Source organism: Nocardioides guangzhouensis (assembly GCF_004519545.1).
Lineage (GTDB): Bacteria > Actinomycetota > Actinomycetes > Propionibacteriales > Nocardioidaceae > Nocardioides > Nocardioides guangzhouensis.
Genome location: NZ_SDKM01000062.1, coordinates 1 through 15,345, shown reverse-complemented (window position 1 = coordinate 15,345; position 15,345 = coordinate 1). Strand labels below are relative to the sequence as shown.

General features: G+C 71.8%; 13 protein-coding genes. 11 read left to right on the top strand and 2 right to left on the bottom strand.

Annotation, left to right across the window (positions count from 1 at the left end; genetic code table 11):
• Positions 1 to 37: 37 nt before the first annotated feature.
• Together EKO23_RS23255 and EKO23_RS23250 are read right to left on the bottom strand one after the other, a co-directional pair.
• Positions 38 to 673, bottom strand: coding sequence for a TIGR03085 family metal-binding protein (locus EKO23_RS23255; protein WP_134720871.1), 636 nt, complete (start codon positions 671 to 673; stop codon positions 38 to 40).
• A gap of 9 nt (positions 674 to 682) precedes the next feature.
• A complete protein-coding gene (locus EKO23_RS23250) occupies positions 683 to 1,696 on the bottom strand; it encodes a glycoside hydrolase family protein (protein ID WP_167880619.1) in 1,014 nt (337 codons plus the stop codon).
• A gap of 95 nt (positions 1,697 to 1,791) precedes the next feature.
• On the opposite strand from EKO23_RS23250, the gene EKO23_RS23245 reads away from it, so the two are divergent.
• The 11 genes from EKO23_RS23245 (at position 1,792) to EKO23_RS23195 (ending at position 15,316) form a co-directional block, all read left to right on the top strand.
• Entirely contained in the window at positions 1,792 to 3,600 is a 1,809-nt protein-coding gene (locus EKO23_RS23245; RefSeq protein ID WP_134720869.1) for an ABC transporter ATP-binding protein, read from the top strand.
• Positions 3,597 to 5,405: an ABC transporter ATP-binding protein gene (locus EKO23_RS23240; protein WP_134720868.1), complete on the top strand. Its 1,809-nt coding sequence runs from the start codon at positions 3,597 to 3,599 to the stop codon at positions 5,403 to 5,405. The genes EKO23_RS23245 and EKO23_RS23240 overlap by 4 nt, the downstream gene beginning before the upstream one ends.
• A 241-nt stretch (positions 5,406 to 5,646) precedes the next feature.
• Positions 5,647 to 6,555, top strand: coding sequence for a DUF559 domain-containing protein (locus tag EKO23_RS23235; protein ID WP_134720867.1), 909 nt, complete (start codon positions 5,647 to 5,649; stop codon positions 6,553 to 6,555).
• 225 nt (positions 6,556 to 6,780) lie between these two features.
• Positions 6,781 to 7,323 carry a crossover junction endodeoxyribonuclease RuvC gene (gene ruvC / locus EKO23_RS23230; RefSeq protein ID WP_134720866.1) on the top strand — a complete coding sequence of 181 codons (543 nt, stop codon included), beginning with the start codon at positions 6,781 to 6,783 and terminating at the stop codon, positions 7,321 to 7,323.
• The gene (gene ruvA, locus EKO23_RS23225) at positions 7,320 to 7,925 is read left to right on the top strand and encodes a Holliday junction branch migration protein RuvA (RefSeq protein ID WP_134720865.1); all 606 of its coding nucleotides are present in this window, start codon (positions 7,320 to 7,322) and stop codon (positions 7,923 to 7,925) included. The genes ruvC and ruvA overlap by 4 nt, the downstream gene beginning before the upstream one ends.
• Positions 7,926 to 7,927: 2 nt before the next feature.
• Positions 7,928 to 9,019 (top strand): Holliday junction branch migration DNA helicase RuvB, encoded by a 1,092-nt coding sequence (gene ruvB / locus EKO23_RS23220; RefSeq protein WP_134720864.1) that lies wholly within the window; start codon positions 7,928 to 7,930, stop codon positions 9,017 to 9,019.
• Between the two features lie 88 nt (positions 9,020 to 9,107).
• On the top strand, positions 9,108 to 9,422 hold the full coding sequence (gene yajC, locus EKO23_RS23215) for a preprotein translocase subunit YajC (protein WP_217702783.1): 315 nt from the start codon (positions 9,108 to 9,110) through the stop codon (positions 9,420 to 9,422).
• A gap of 3 nt (positions 9,423 to 9,425) precedes the next feature.
• Positions 9,426 to 11,114, top strand: coding sequence for a protein translocase subunit SecD (gene secD, locus EKO23_RS23210; RefSeq protein WP_134720862.1), 1,689 nt, complete (start codon positions 9,426 to 9,428; stop codon positions 11,112 to 11,114).
• Positions 11,111 to 12,364: a protein translocase subunit SecF gene (secF, locus tag EKO23_RS23205; protein WP_134720861.1), complete on the top strand. Its 1,254-nt coding sequence runs from the start codon at positions 11,111 to 11,113 to the stop codon at positions 12,362 to 12,364. Before secD ends, secF begins: the two co-directional genes overlap by 4 nt.
• Positions 12,361 to 12,918: an adenine phosphoribosyltransferase gene (locus EKO23_RS23200; RefSeq protein WP_246051272.1), complete on the top strand. Its 558-nt coding sequence runs from the start codon at positions 12,361 to 12,363 to the stop codon at positions 12,916 to 12,918. The genes secF and EKO23_RS23200 overlap by 4 nt, the downstream gene beginning before the upstream one ends.
• Before the next feature lie 166 nt (positions 12,919 to 13,084).
• Positions 13,085 to 15,316 carry a RelA/SpoT family protein gene (locus EKO23_RS23195; RefSeq protein WP_134720873.1) on the top strand — a complete coding sequence of 744 codons (2,232 nt, stop codon included), beginning with the start codon at positions 13,085 to 13,087 and terminating at the stop codon, positions 15,314 to 15,316.
• Positions 15,317 to 15,345 lie beyond the last annotated feature (29 nt).

Sequence of the window (15,345 nt, the reverse complement as noted above, 5' to 3'; positions counted from 1 at the left end):
GCGAGCGCCAGCGAGCGTCTCGAAACCACGAACCGGCTCACAGGCCCAGGTCGGCAGCCCGCAGCTTCTCGATCGCCTCCTCGGGACCGTCGAGTGTGATTCCGCGGGTCTGCTTGCGGCCGAACAGGAACAGGACGACCTCGGACGGCAGCCCGGTCAGCAGCACCGGGTGGTCGCCGCGGCGCAGGCTCGCCGTGGCCCCGCCGTCGGCGCGGCGGATCGTGACCGGCACGCCGGCCGGGCGGACCAGCCCGCGGCCGCCGATCCGGATGGAGCCCCACAGCGCCGACTCCTCGGCCCGGGTGAGGGTGCGCGGCTGCCAGCGCGGCTGCGCCCGCCGGATGTCCTCGTGGTGCACGAAGAACTCCAGCGTGTTGAACACGTCGTCCACGACCGGCAGGGCCAGCGGCGTCCGGGCCCGGCGCACGGTCTCGACGATGTCGGCGAAGTCGCGGGCGGCGTACTTCTCCATCGCCTTCTCGGTCAGGGGCGCCAGCGGCCCCACCGAGATCCCGGTCGCCGCGATCGGGCTGCGCTCGCGGACCAGCAGGTGCGCCAGCAGCGTGCGCACGTCCCAGTCGCCGCACAGGGTCGGGGCGTCGGGCCCGGTCTCCAGCGCGGTGTCGCAGAGCCGGCCGCGCTCCGTGCGGGCCAGCGTTCGCCGTCCGAGCATGCCCCCACCCTAGGGTGCGGGCCCGTACGACGGCTCCGACGGCGCGGGCTGGTCCGGTGCGGTGGCCAGGGACGCGCCGTACCGGCCCACCTGAAGCGGGAACGGGTCGCTGATCCCGCCCAGGAACGCCCCACCGGCGTCGACCATCGGCCAGCCCAGCAGCCAGGACCGGCCGTCGTGCTCGACCGCCCGGCAGGCGTAGAGCGGCGGCGGGTCGCCCCGCACGAAGAGGCTGTCGCCCGCCGGGCGGAACGGGCCGGCGGGGGAGTCGCCGACGTACGCGTGCTGCCCGCCCTCGGGGGGCTCGCCACGGTCCAGCCGGGCCGCGCTGTTGTCCCCGGGACCGTGGCAGAACAGAAGCACCCAGCCGTCGTCGGCGGGCAGCAGCTGGCTGACCTCCATCTGCCTGAACTCCCCGGGTTCGGTGACCGGCCCGTGCACGGTCCAGCGCTCCAGGTCGGGGGAGGTGGCCATCGCGATGGTGCCGCGGCCGTCGGGTGCCCCGTCGTGGACCCGCGCGGTGACGTACATCCGCCACACCCCGGCGTCCGCGTCCCAGTGCACCCACGGGTCGCGCCAGTGCACCTCGTCGACCTGGTCGGCGTCGTCGACGCCCGGCTGCCAGGCCTCGTAGTGGACGGGGTCGGCCTCGACCACGACGTCGGTCCGTTCCCACGAGCGCAGGTCGTCCGAGACCGCGGACAGCACCCGCTGCACGCGGCCGTCCTCGGCGCTGGACACGCCGGTGTAGAAGAGGTGCCAGCGCCCGTCGTGCGCGCGGACCGTGCTGCCGGTCCACGTCGCCCGGTCGTCGGCCGCGCCGATGGGGGAGTCGGACAGCGGCCGTGGCAGCAGCTCCCAGTCCCGCAGGTCCGTCGAGACCGCGTGCCCGATCCGGGCCATCTGGTGCCGCTCGTCGGGGTCTGCCGTCTCCGGGGCGTGCAGGAAGAACAGGTGGTGCTCGGGGCCGTCGGTGGCCAGCCAGAAGTCCCAGACGCGGTGCCCGGGCAGGTGGAACGCCATCGTGCCTCCTCGGAGTCGACCCTTGATGAGCGGAGCGCACCAGCGTAGGGATATCCGTTGGCGGACCTGTGGGTGTCTCGACATAGGGTTGGCGGGTGCCGCGGCGAACCTCCACCACCCGTGACGGCTTCGCCGTACTCGCCGTCGCCATCCGGCGCGAGCCCTGGATCTTCACCGTCTCCACGATCGGCAGCGTGCTGTTCGGCGCGCTCACGGTCGCGGACGCCTGGGTGCTCGGCTGGTCCACCCAGCACGCGGTGCTGCCGGCGTTCGACACCGGCGAGGTCTCCGCCGGCGTGCTCTGGGCGGTGCTCGGGCTGTTCGTCGGCGTCGCGATCCTGCGCGCGGTCGGCATCGTGGCCCGCCGGCTCGGGGCCGGTGTCATGCAGTACCGCATGCAGGCGCACTACCGCCGTGCCGTGACCCGCCAATACCTCACGCTCCCGATGGAGTGGCACCAGAAGCACCCGACCGGCGAGCTGCTCTCCAACGCCAACTCCGACGTCGAGGCCGCCTGGGGCCCGATCGCGCCGTTGCCGATGGCGGTCGGCACTGTCGTGATGATGGTGATCGCGGTCGTGCAGATGCTGCTCGCCGACCTCGTGCTCGCGATGGTCGGCCTCCTGGTGTTCCCGGCCGTGATCGTCGCGAACCTCGCCTACCAACGCGCCGCGTCACCGCTGATGACCCGCGCCCAGCAGCTGCGCGCGGAGCTCAGCGAGGTCGCCCACGAGTCGTTCGACGGCGCCATGGTCGTCAAGACGCTCGGCCGTGAGTCCGAGGAGACCGAGCGGTTCGCGGCCAAGGCCCACGAGCTGCGCGACGTCTCCATCCGGGCCGGCCGGATCCGCGCCGCCTTCGACCCGACGCTCACCGCACTGCCCAACGTCGGCGTGCTGGTGGTGCTCGCCCTCGGTGTCTACCGCGTGCTGCACGGCCAGTCCGACCCCGGCAACGTGATCACGATCGCCTACCTGCTGACGATCGTGTCCTTCCCGATCCGGTCCCTGGGCTGGCTGCTCGGCGAGTTCCCGCGCAGCGTGGTCGGCTTCGACCGGGTGACCGCGGTGCTCCAGGCCACCGGCGAGATGCAGTACGGCGCGTCCCGGCTCGAGGGGACCGGCGGCGCGCTGCTGGAGGTCGACCACCTCGCCTACGCCCACGAGCCCGACGGCCGGCTGCTCGACGACGTCACGTTCACGGTGACCCCGGGCCGCACGGTGGCCCTGGTCGGCGCCACCGCGTCCGGCAAGAGCACCCTGACCTCGCTGATGACCCGGCTGGTCGACCCCGACGCCGGCGCGATCCGCGTCGACGGCACCGACCTGCGCGACCTGGCCAAGGGCGAGCTCGCCCGGTCGGTCGCGGTGGTGCCGCAGGCGGCCTTCCTCTTCGACGACACCGTGCGCGACAACATCACGCTCGGCGCCGACGTCCCCGACGAGGAGGTCTGGGCCGCGCTGCGCACCGCCCAGGCCGACGGGTTCGTGGCCGCGCTGCCCGGGGCCCTCGACGCCCGGCTCGGCGAGCGGGGCACCTCGCTGTCCGGGGGGCAGCGGCAGCGCATCTCACTGGCCCGGGCGCTGGTCCGCAAGCCGCGCCTGCTGATCCTCGACGACGCCACCTCCGCCGTGGACCCCGAGGTCGAGGCGCGGATCCTGGGCGCGCTGCGCGGCGGTGTCGGCGGCGGGAATGTCGACGACGGGGGCGGGGACGGGGGCGACAGCACCCTGGTCGTGGTCGCCTACCGCAAGGCCACGATCGGCCTGGCCGACGAGGTCATCCACCTGGCCGACGGCGAGGTCGTCGATCGCGGCTCCCACGTCGAGCTGCTCGACCGCAGCCCGGCGTACGCCGACCTGGTCAACGCCTACGAGCAGCAGCCGGCAGGGGAGGCCGAATGAGCACCACGGCCGCCACCAGGGAGTCCACCACCGTCGACACGGGCGAGCAGATCCCGGCGCTCGAGACCATCCGCCGTGGCGTCGCGGTCTCGCCCGAGCTGCGCGAGGGCCTGGTCGGCACGTTCCTGCTCGCGGTGCTCGCCACCATCGGCCAGGTGGTCATCCCGATCGCCGTCCAGCAGACCCTCGACCGCGGGCTGAGCGGCCCGGGCGGGGAGCCCGACGTCCGGTTCATGGTCGAGATGGGCCTGATGGCGTTCGCCGCGATCGTGGTCACCGGCGTCGCGTCGTACCTCATGACCAGCCGGCTCTTCACCACCGCCGAGCGCGGCCTCGCCACGCTGCGGATCAAGGCCTTCCGCCACGTCCACGACCTCCCCGTGCTCACCCAGAACACCGAGCGCCGGGGTGCCCTGGTCTCCCGGGTCACCAGCGACGTCGACCAGGTCAGCCAGTTCCTCGTGTTCGGCGGCATCCTCTTCGTGGTCAGCGTGCTCCAGATCGGGGTCGCGACCGTGATCATGCTGTTCTACTCGTGGCAGCTGACGCTCGTGGTCTGGATCTGCTTCCTGCCGCTGTTCCTGTCGCTGCGCTTCTTCCAGCGCCGGCTCTCCGACGCCTACGCCACCGTCCGCCGCCAGGTCGGGATCATGCTCTCCGCGATCTCCGAGCCCGTGGTCGGCGCCGCCGTGGTCCGGTCGTACGCCGTCGAGGAACGCACCCAGAAGCGCATCGACGCCGCGATCGCCGCGCACCAGCAGGCCAGCACCCGCGCGCAGGGGTTCACGGCGTTCTCGTTCTCGCTCGGCGGGCTCTCCGGCGGTCTGGCCAACGCCGGCGTGCTGATCTTCGGCATCTGGCTCGGGTTCGCCGACCAGATCACCGCCGGCGAGGTGATCGCGTTCGCGTTCCTGGTCTCGCTGTTCGTGATGCCGGTCCAGATGGGCACCCAGATCCTCACCGAGGCCCAGAACGCCATCGCCGGCTGGCGGCGCGTGATCGGCATCCTCGAGACCCCCGCCGACCTCGTCGACCCCGGCGCCGACGGGCAGGTGCTGCCGCGCGGACCGATCGACGTGGAGTTCCGCGACGTCACGTACTCCTATCCCGGCGGCCCGGACGTGCTGCACGACCTGGACATGCACATCTCCTCGGGAACCCGGGTCGCGATCGTGGGGGAGACCGGTTCCGGCAAGTCGACGTTCGCGAAGCTGCTGACCCGCCTCATGGACCCCCGGCTCGGTGCGGTCCTGCTCGACGGGATCGACGTCCGCGACATCCGGCAGTCCTCGCTGCGCCGGTCGGTGGTGCTGGTGCCGCAGGAGGGCTTCCTCTTCGACGACACCCTCCGGGCGAACGCCCGCTACGGCCGGCTCGACGCCTCCGACGAGGAGATCCTCGAGTCGGCCATGCAGCTCGGGCTCGCGGACTGGGTCGACGGCCTGCCCCGCGGCCTCGACACCCGGGTCGGCCAGCGCGGCGAGTCGCTCTCGGCGGGGGAGCGGCAGCTGGTGGCGCTGCTCCGTGCCCACCTCGCCGATCCCGACCTGCTGGTGCTCGACGAGGCCACCTCCGCGGTCGACCCGAACCTCGAGATGCGGATCGGCCGCGCCCTCGAGCGGCTCATGCACGGCCGGACCTCGGTGACCATCGCGCACCGCCTCAGCACCGCCGAGAACGCCGACGAGGTGGTCGTGGTCGATCGTGGCCGCATCGTCCAGCGAGGCCCCCACGCCGAGCTCGTCGCCCAGGACGGCGTCTACGCCGGTCTCCACGCCTCCTGGGTCGCCCAGCAAGGTCGTTGAGTCGCGCTTCCCTGACCGTTGAGTCGCGCCGCGCTGGTCGTTGAGTTGCGCCGCGCTGGGTGTTGAGCGGCGCCGCGCTGGGTGATGAGTTGCGCCGCGCTGGGTGTTGAGAGGCGCCTCCCTGACTCGGTACGGCGCCATCGGCCCACTATTCGCGCACAGGCGGCCGCCGGGAACGCCTTGTCCACAGGAACCAGGCCGGTACGGCGGGGCGCACAGCCACAGTGGCGATCGTTGCCTCATGACCTTCCAGGTGTTCGGCGACCTTCCTTTCACGACCGCGATGGCGCGCGCGGCTGGCATCGACGGTGCCAGGCTGAGCCGCGCCGTTGCCGAGCAGGAGCTCGCGCGGTTGCTGCTCGGCGTCTACATCCGCAACGATGTCGAACGCACTCCGCAGCTGTTGGCGCGAGCGGCATCGCTGGTCGTGGGTGCCGGCTCCGTGATCTGCGACCGGACCGCAGCCTGGATCCACGGCGTCGAGTGCTTCGACTTCCAGGAGCTCGACGGGGTGCCGCCGGTCGAGTCCTACGTCCTCCGTGGCCGGCGCGCCACGGACCGACCGCAGTGCGGTGGCGGCACCCGGGACCTCCAGCCGCGGGACTGGATGGACATCGGTGGGGTCCGCGTGACCACACCGGTGCGCACCGCCCTCGACCTCGGCTGCAAGCTTCCGCGGCGCAAGGCCCTCGCGGCCATGGACGCCCTGATGCGGATCCACGGTTTCACCAGAGCAGAGCTCGTGGCGGAGCTTCCGCGGTACTTCCGGCGGCGTGGCTCGGTCCAGCTCCGGCAGCTGGTGCCACTGGTGGACGGTCGCTCCGAGTCGACGGGGGAGTCCTGGTCCCGCCTGGAGATCAGCGACCGCTCCCTCCCGGCGCCCGTTCCGCAGCACTGGGTCCACGTGGCCGGCGTCCCGACGTACCGGCTCGATCTCGCGTACGCGCACGCCCGCATCGCGATCGAGTACGACGGCGAGGAGTTCCACACGCTCCCCGAGGATCGGGAGGCCGACGAACGGCGCCGCGCCTGGCTGCGCGAGCACGGCTGGATCGTCATCGTCCTCACCAAGGACTCGTTCACCGAGGACGCGATCATCGGGTGGATCGGCGAGCTCCGACGCGCGCTGGCCGTCCGTCAGGCTGCCTGAGGCGCGACTCGACGCCCAGGGAGGCGCGACTCGACGCGCAGGGGAGGCGCGACTCAACACGCAGGGAGGCGCGACTCAACCTGCAGGGAGGCGCAAGTCAACAGGAGCAGGGCGTGTCCTCCCCGGGCGCGAACGCCGGGCCGGTTAGCGTGGCGTCCGAACAGGTGTTCGGATCGGGTTGTCGACGGATCTGGCACCGAAGAAACGGATGCGAAAGGCGGCGGCATGCGCGTGCTCGGGATCGACCCCGGCCTGACCCGGTGCGGTCTCGGCGTGGTCGAGGGTACGCCGGGCCGGCCGCTGTCGCTGGTCGGCGTCGGCGTCGTGCGGACCCCGGCCGACCAGCCGGTGGCGCAGCGCCTGGTGGCCATCGAGGCCGGCATCGAGGAGTGGCTCGACCGACACCGCCCGGACGCGGTGGCCGTCGAGCGGGTCTTCGCCCAGCACAACCTCCGCACGGTCATGGGCACCGCCCAGGCCAGCGGGATCGCCCTGGTGGTGGCCGCCCGCCGCGGGCTGCCGGTCGCGCTGCACACGCCGAGCGAGGTCAAGGCCGCGGTCTCCGGCAGCGGCCGCGCGGACAAGGCACAGGTCGGCGCGATGGTGACCCGCCTGCTCCGCCTCACCGAGGCCCCCAAGCCGGCCGACGCCGCCGACGCGCTGGCGCTGGCCATCACCCACATCTGGCGCGGCGGCGCCCAGGCCCGCCTCGACGCGGCCGTCGCCGCCGCCCGCCGCCCCACCACGACCGCAGGGAGACGCCCGTGATCGCCTTCGTCCGTGGCACCGTCGCCGGTGTCACCCTCTCCAGCGCCGTCGTCGAGGTCGGGGGTGTCGGGCTCGAGGTGATGTGCACCCCGGGCACCCTGGCCACGCTGCGGACGGGCCACGAGGCCACGCTCCCGACCAGCATGGTGGTGCGCGAGGACTCCCTGACCCTGTTCGGCTTCCTCGACGACGACGAGAAGCAGTGCTTCGAGCTGCTCCAGACCGCCAGCGGGGTCGGCCCCAAGCTTGCCCAGGCCATGCTCGCGGTGCTCGCGCCCGACGACCTGCGGGTCGCGGTCACCCACGAGGACGTCAAGACCCTCACCCAGGTGCCCGGCATCGGCCAGAAGGGCGCGCAGCGGATCATCCTCGAGCTGCGCGACCGGCTGGGTGCCCCGGTGGGCGCGACGTCCGCGACGCGCACCGGCGTCCCGTCCTCGGCCGCCCCGTGGCGCGACCAGGTGCACCAGGGCCTGGTCGGGCTGGGCTGGTCGGCGAAGGAGGCCGAGCGCGCCGTCGACGAGGTCGCTCCGCAGGCCGGTGACGCACCGGACGTCGGCTCCCTGCTCCGGGCCGCCCTCCTGGCCCTGCGGAAGGCGTGACCGTGGACCGCCCGGACACCCATCACCTCGACACCGACCACCTCGAGGCTGCCGAGGAGGTCCACCTCGCGCGGCTCACCGCGGTCGACGCGGACTCCGACGAGCGGGCCATCGAGGCCGCTTTGCGCCCGCGCAGCCTGGCCGAGGTGGTCGGGCAGCAGCGGGTCCGCGAGCAGCTCGGCCTGGTGCTCGACGCCGCGAAGGCCCGGGGTCGGGCCCCCGACCACGTGCTGCTCTCCGGGCCTCCCGGGCTCGGCAAGACCACGCTCGCCATGATCATCGCCGGCGAGCTCGGTGCGCCGCTGCGCCTGACCAGCGGCCCGGCGATCACCCACGCCGGCGACCTCGCCGCGATCCTCTCCGGGATCAGCGAGGGCGACGTGTTGTTCGTCGACGAGATCCACCGGATGTCCCGGGCGGCGGAGGAGATGCTCTACCTCGCCATGGAGGACTTCCGGGTCGACGTGGTGATCGGCAAGGGCCCGGGCGCGACCGCGATTCCGCTCGACATCCCGCCGTTCACGCTGGTCGGCGCCACCACCCGGGCCGGCCTGCTGCCGGGTCCGCTGCGCGACCGGTTCGGCTTCACCGCCCACCTGGAGTACTACGAGCCTGACGAGCTCGACCGGATCGTGCACCGCAGCGCCGGCCTGCTCGACGTACACCTGACCGCCGAGGGCTCGGCCGAGATCGCCGGACGCTCCCGTGGCACCCCGCGCATCGCCAACCGGCTGCTGCGCCGGGTCCGCGACTACGCCCAGGTGCGCGCCGACGGCACCGTCTCGCTGGACGTGGCCCGTCGGGCGCTGGAGCTCTACGAGGTCGACGAGCAGGGCCTCGACCGGCTCGACCGGGGCGTCCTCGATGCCCTGTGCCGTCGCTTCACGGGCGGCCCGGTCGGTCTCTCCACGCTTGCCGTCGCCGTCGGCGAGGAGCGCGAGACGGTGGAGGAGGTCGCTGAGCCGTTCCTGGTCCGCAACGGCTTCCTGGCCCGTACGCCGCGGGGCCGGGTCGCGACCCCCGCCGCGTGGGAGCACCTCGGTCTGGATGTTCCCCGAAACGTGACCGGGGATCCGACGCTGTTCTCGGAGTGAGGACGTACACTTCTCCGTTGGTCGCCCGGCCGGACCCGGGCACAACCCGTTCGTATCCCTCTGGAGAGGTCGTTCCGTGCAGGACCTGGTGTCCCTTCTGCCCATCCTGGGCATCTTCCTCATCTTCTGGCTCCTCGTGATCCGGCCGGCGTCCCGCCGCCAGCGCAAGCTGCAGGCCGTGCAGCGCGCGCTCCAGGTCGGCGACCCGGTGATCACCGGGTCCGGCGTGTTCGGGACGGTGCGCAGCATCGACGACGACAAGGTGCGCCTCGAGGTCGCCGAGGGCGTCGTGCTCACCGTGGCGCGGCAGTCGGTCGTCGGCGTCGTCGAGGACGAGCAGCGCGAGCACCAGGACCCGGTCGCGGACGACACCGAGACCCCCACCACCCACGAGGAGCAGTAGGCCGTGGCACGCAAGCCGTCCCGCCCGGGCCGTACCCTCACCATCTTCGGGCTCTGCGTGGTGGTCCTCTTCGGGCTGGTCGCGCTGGTGGGCCAGTGGAAGCCGTCGCTCGGCCTCGACCTCCAGGGTGGGCAGCGGATCACGCTGCGCGCGAAGGACAGCAACGTCCCGCAGGACCAGCTCAAGGAAGCGGCGAAGATCATCAACGCCCGCGTCAACGGCTCCGGCGTCGCGGAGGCAGACGTGACGACGCAGGGCGACACCAACATCGTGGTCGAGATCCCCGGCGCGTCCAACCAGGGCCTGGTCGACGTGGTCCAGCGCCAGGCGCAGCTCCGCTTCCGCCTGGTCGCCTGCACCACCCAGAACCCCGGCCCGTGCGCGACCGGCGGCACCGGCACCGGCAGCAGCCCGACCGGGGGAGTCGACCTCGGCAGCGCCGGCGCCAACCGCCCGGCGCCGCAGGGGCTGCTGAAGAAGGACAAGCAGAAGCCCGCCGCCTCCCCGAGCGCCTCGCCCAGCGAGACCCCCTCGACCAGCCCGTCGGCCGCCCCCTCCACCAGCCCGTCGGCGACCCCCCAGGACGAGAACATCGGCAACGACGTCGGGGCGAACCTGAAGTGGATGGACAACCCGTCGCCGGCCTGGGTCAAGCAGTTCAACGACACCACCTGCCCGCTGAAGACGGCACCGGAGGACGACCCGGAGCAGCCGCTGGTCACCTGTGACAAGGACGGCATCAAGTACCTCCTCTCGCCGGCCGTCGTCGAGGGCACCGAGCTCAAGAGCGCCAACGCCGGCCAGGACCAGAACTCCATCGACTGGCAGGTCCAGCTCGCCCTGAAGGGCGCCGGCACGAAGGCGTTCGCGGCGGTCTCGCAGGCCCTGGTGGGCACCGACAAGCAGTTCGCGATCGTGCTCGACGGCACCGTGATCTCCGCCCCCACGATGGAGGGCATCATCTCCGACGGCCGGGCCAGCATCACCGGCAACTTCAAGGAGCAGGAGGCCCAGGACCTGGCCACCAGCCTGAAGTACGGCGCGCTCCCGGTCGCGTTCGAGAAGAACCCCAAGAACGACACCATCGGCCCGTCGCTGGCCGGCGACCAGCTCACCGCGGGCATCTGGGCCGGCGTGATCGGCCTGCTGCTGGTGATGATCTACTGCCTGCTCTACTACCGCGGTCTCGGCCTGGTGGTGGTCGCCTCGCTGGTGGTCGCCGGCATCGTGACGTACGGGCTGGTGCTGCTGCTGAGCAAGGGCGCGGGCTTCACCCTGTCCCTGCCCGGCATCGCGGGCCTGATCGTCGCGGTCGGCATCACCGCGGACTCGTTCATCGTCTACTTCGAACGCATACGTGACGAGATGCGTGACGGGAAGTCGATGCGGGTCGCGGTCGAGTCCGGCTGGTCGCGCGCCCGGAACACCTGCCTGGCAGCCGACGCGGTCAGCCTGCTGGCGGCCGTGGTGCTCTACATCTTCGCCATCGACGAGGTGCGCGGGTTCGCGTTCACGCTGGGCCTGAGCACCCTGGTCGACCTGGTCGTGTTCTTCTGGTTCACCAAGCCGATGGTGTCGCTGCTGGCCACGTTCAAGTTCTTCAACCAGGGCCACAAGCTCTCCGGGCTGGATGCGGAGAACCTCGGGGTCGACGTCCTGCCGGGCGTCCGTACGGCAGGAGCGACGCGATGAGCAAGCTGTCCCGTCTGGGCAACGCCCTCTACGAGGGCGACGTCTCGATCGACTTCGTCAGCAAGAAGCGGCGTCGCCTCTGGTACTCCGTCTCCCTGCTGATCGTCCTCGTCGCGGTGCTGGGCCTGTGGTTCAAGGGCCTCAACCTCGGCATCGAGTTCGAGGGCGGGTCGGAGTACCGCGTCTCGCTCCCCTCCGACCAGGTCAACCAGGACACCGCCGACCGGCTCCGCGAGGTCGTGGGCGGGCTGGGCATCAAGGACGCCGAGCAGCCGGTGGTCACCACCTCCGGCAGCGAGGCGGTGCTGGTGCAGACCGAGTCGCTGAGCACGGCCGAGTCGCGTCAGGTCTCCGACGCGATCCTCCAGGAGACCGGGGCGTCGCAGGGCGACCTCTCGCAGAGCAACATCGGCGCCAGCTGGGGTCGCGACATCCTCGACCGGGCCCTGCTCGGTCTGAGCGTCTTCCTCGCCCTGGTCATCCTGTTCATCTGGGCCTACTTCCGCGAGTGGAAGATGTCGGTCGCTGCGATCGTGGCACTGGCGCACGACGTGCTGATCACGGTCGGCATCTACGCCCTGTCCGGGTTCGAGGTGTCGCCCGCGACGGTCACCGGCATCCTGACCATCCTCGGCTTCTCGCTCTACGACACGGTCGTGGTCTTCGACAAGGTCCGCGAGAACACGAAGAACCTCCAGGCCCGCCGTACGACGTACGCCAAGGCCGCGAACCTCGCCGTCAACCAGACCCTGGTGCGCTCGATCAACACCTCGATCGTCGCGCTGCTGCCGGTGGCCGCGATCCTCTACGTCAGCGTGGTCCAGCTCGGCTCCGGCTCGCTGCAGGACCTCGCGCTGGCGCTGTTCGTCGGCATGGCGGCGGGCCTCTACTCCTCGATCTTCATCGCCACCCCGCTGGTGGTGCAGCTGAAGTCAAACGAGCGTGAGGTCGTCCAGGCCGAGAAGCGGGCGGCCGCCCGGAAGGCGAAGGCCGACCGGTACGCCGACGTGCCGGTGTTCACCGAGGACATGCCCATCGCCGACGAGCCCGGCGCCGGCGGCGACCGCCAGCCGGCCCGCACCGGCGGCGGCACCGGCACCGGCACCACCCGTACGTCGCCCACTCGGCGTCCCGAGGGCAGCGGCTCCGGCCGGGTGGTCCCCGAGGCGCACCGCCCGGTCTCCCAGAGCGGCTCGTCGAAGCGGCAGCAGCCGCAGCGCCAGTCCCGCTCCAAGAGGGGCAAGAAGTGACCGAGGACCCGATCCCGGAGCAGGTCCGCCGGGCGCTGACGGACCTGGTCCACGACGTGCCCGACTACCCGGAGCCGGGGGTGGTGTTCAAGGACATCACGCCGCTGCTGGCCGACCACGACTCGTTCACGGCGGTGGTCGACGCCCTCGCCGCGTCCGGCCGGGACGCGGACGGGGCCGTGGTGGTCGACAAGGTCGTCGGCATGGAGGCCCGCGGGTTCATCCTGGCGGCGCCGGTGGCGCTCGCCCTGGGCGCCGGTTTCGTGCCGGTGCGCAAGGCCGGCAAGCTGCCGCGGGAGACCCACGCGGTGTCCTACTCCCTGGAGTATGGCCAGGCGACGCTCGAGATCCACCGCGACGGCGTGGCACCGGGCGAGCGGGTGCTGCTGGTCGACGACGTGCTGGCCACCGGAGGCACGGTCGCCGCCACCCGGGAGCTGGTCGAGTCCTGCGGGGGCGACGTGCTCGGTGTCGCGGTGCTGCTCGAGCTGACCTTCCTGCCGGGGCGCGCCACCATCGGCGACCTGCCGTTGCGCAGCCTCGGCCAGGTGTGACGCGCGCCGCGTGACCAGTGCCCCCGGACCTGCCCGGGCACTGGACCCCGCCCCTAGACTGGGGGCAATGACCGAGGACGTACCCACCGCCGCACCCCTGCGTGCGGCAGAGCCGGACGCGCCGGCCCGGGCTGCGGAGCCGGCAGCCCCACCGTCGGGCCGCCGGATGCGGGCCCGCCTGGCGCGGATCGGGTCGCGCCCCCAGGGTGGGAACCCGGTCCTCGAGCCGCTCTTCCGCGCGGTGCGCGCCAGCCACCCCAAGGCCGACCTGGCCTTGCTGGAGCGGGCGTACCAGACCGCCGAGCGCATGCATGGCAGCCAGATGCGCAAGAGCGGGGACCCCTACATCACCCACCCGCTCGCGGTCACCACGATCCTGGCCGACATCGGCATGACCGAGCCGACGCTGGTCGCCGCGCTGCTGCACGACACGGTGGAGGACACGCCGTACACCCTCGAGGAGCTGCGCCACGACTTCGGTGACGAGGTCGCCCGGCTCGTCGACGGCGTCACCAAGCTCGACAAGGTCAAGTACGGCGACTCCGCGCAGGCCGAGACCATCCGCAAGATGATCGTCGCGATGTCGCGCGACATCCGGGTGCTGGTCATCAAGCTGGCCGACCGGCTGCACAACATGCGCACGCTGCGCTACGTCAAGCAGACCACCCAGGAGCGCAAGGCCCGCGAGACCCTCGACATCTACGCCCCGCTCGCGCACCGGCTGGGCATGAACACCCTCAAGTGGGAGCTCGAGGACCTCGCATTCGCCACCCTGCACCCCAAGATCTACGACGAGATCGTGCGGATGGTCGCCGAGCGGGCGCCGTCGCGCGACCAGTTCCTGGCCGAGGTGATCAGCCAGGTGGAGGCCGACCTCAAGGAGGCCAAGCTCAAGGCCACCGTCACCGGTCGCCCGAAGCACTACTACTCGATCTACCAGAAGATGATCGTCGGCGGCCGCGAGTTCTCCGACATCTACGACCTGGTGGGCATCCGGATCCTGGTCGAGGACGACCGCGACTGCTACACCGCGCTGGGCGTGCTGCACTCTCGGTGGAACCCGGTCCTCGGCCGGTTCAAGGACTACGTCGCGATGCCGAAGTTCAACATGTACCAGTCGCTGCACACGACGGTCATCGGCCCGCAGGGCAAGCCGGTGGAGCTCCAGATCCGCACCTACTCCATGCACCGTCGCGCCGAGTACGGCGTCGCGGCGCACTGGAAGTACAAGGAGGACGGCCGCAACGGCGTCGACACCGAGCGCTCCGGCGACCTCGACGACATGAACTGGGTCCGCCAGCTCCTGGACTGGCAGAACGAGGTCGAGGACCCCGGCGAGTTCCTGGAATCGCTGCGGTTCGAGATCAACCGTGCCGAGGTCTACGTCTTCACCCCGCGCGGCGACGTGATCGCGCTGCCGACCGGGTCGACCCCGGTCGACTTCGCGTACGCCGTGCACACCGAGGTCGGCCACCACACCATCGGTTCCCGGGTCAACGGACGCCTGGTGCCGCTGGAGTCGACCCTCGACAACGGCGACGTGGTCGAGGTGTTCACCTCGAAGGCGCCGAACGCCGGCCCGTCCCGCGACTGGCTGACGTTCGTGAAGTCGCCGCGCGCTCGCTCCAAGATCCGCCACTGGTTCACCAAGGAGCGCCGTGACGAGGCGATCGAGCAGGGCAAGGAGCAGATCGCCAAGCTGATGCGCAAGGAGGGGCTGCCGCTCAAGCGGCTGCTCTCCCACGAGTCGCTGACGCTGGTGGCCGCCCAGCTCAAGCTCGCCGACGTGAGCGCCCTCTACGCCGCGGTGGGGGAGGGCAACCTCGGCGCCCAGGCCGTCGTACGCCGCGTCATCGACCTGCACGGCGGCGACCAGGGGGCGCAGGAGGACCTGGCCGAGGGCGTCACCATCACCGGTCGACGCCGGACCAGCCGGATCGCGGCCGGCGACGACGTCGGCGTCGTGGTCAAGGGCGCGGACGGCCTCTGGGTGAAGCTCGCCAAGTGCTGCACGCCGGTGCCGCCGGACGAGATCCTCGGCTTCGTCACCAAGGGCGGCGGCGTGTCCGTGCACCGCACCGACTGCACCAACGCCTCCTCGCTGAAGAGCCAGCCGGAGCGGCTGGTCGAGGTGGACTGGGCGCCGACGTCCGCGTCGACGTTCCTGGTCAACATCCAGGTCGAGGCGCTCGACCGGGCCCGGCTGCTCTCGGACATCACGATGGTGCTGTCCGACGTGCACGTGAACATCCTCAGTGCGTCGCTGAGCACCGGCCGGGACCGGGTGGCGCGCAGCCGGTTCACCTTCGAGATGGCCGACGCCAAGCACCTCGACGGCGTGCTCCGCGCGGTGCGGTCGGTCCCCGGCGTCTTCGACGCCTACCGCGTCACCACCTGACGGTGACCCGGCACAGGATGTGCCGACTC

Bases quoted from the DNA above. Each gene is read 5' to 3' on its own strand.
- EKO23_RS23255 (WP_134720871.1), bottom strand. From the start codon at position 673: ATGCTCGGACGGCGAACGCTGGCCCGCACGGAGCGCGGCCGGCTCTGC.
- EKO23_RS23250 (WP_167880619.1), bottom strand. From the start codon at position 1,696: ATGGCGTTCCACCTGCCCGGGCACCGCGTCTGGGACTTCTGGCTGGCC.
- EKO23_RS23240 (WP_134720868.1), top strand. From the start codon at position 3,597: ATGAGCACCACGGCCGCCACCAGGGAGTCCACCACCGTCGACACGGGC.
- EKO23_RS23235 (WP_134720867.1), top strand. From the start codon at position 5,647: ATGACCTTCCAGGTGTTCGGCGACCTTCCTTTCACGACCGCGATGGCG.
- ruvC (WP_134720866.1), top strand. From the start codon at position 6,781: ATGCGCGTGCTCGGGATCGACCCCGGCCTGACCCGGTGCGGTCTCGGC.
- secF (WP_134720861.1), top strand. From the start codon at position 11,111: ATGAGCAAGCTGTCCCGTCTGGGCAACGCCCTCTACGAGGGCGACGTC.
- EKO23_RS23195 (WP_134720873.1), top strand. From the start codon at position 13,085: ATGCGGGCCCGCCTGGCGCGGATCGGGTCGCGCCCCCAGGGTGGGAAC.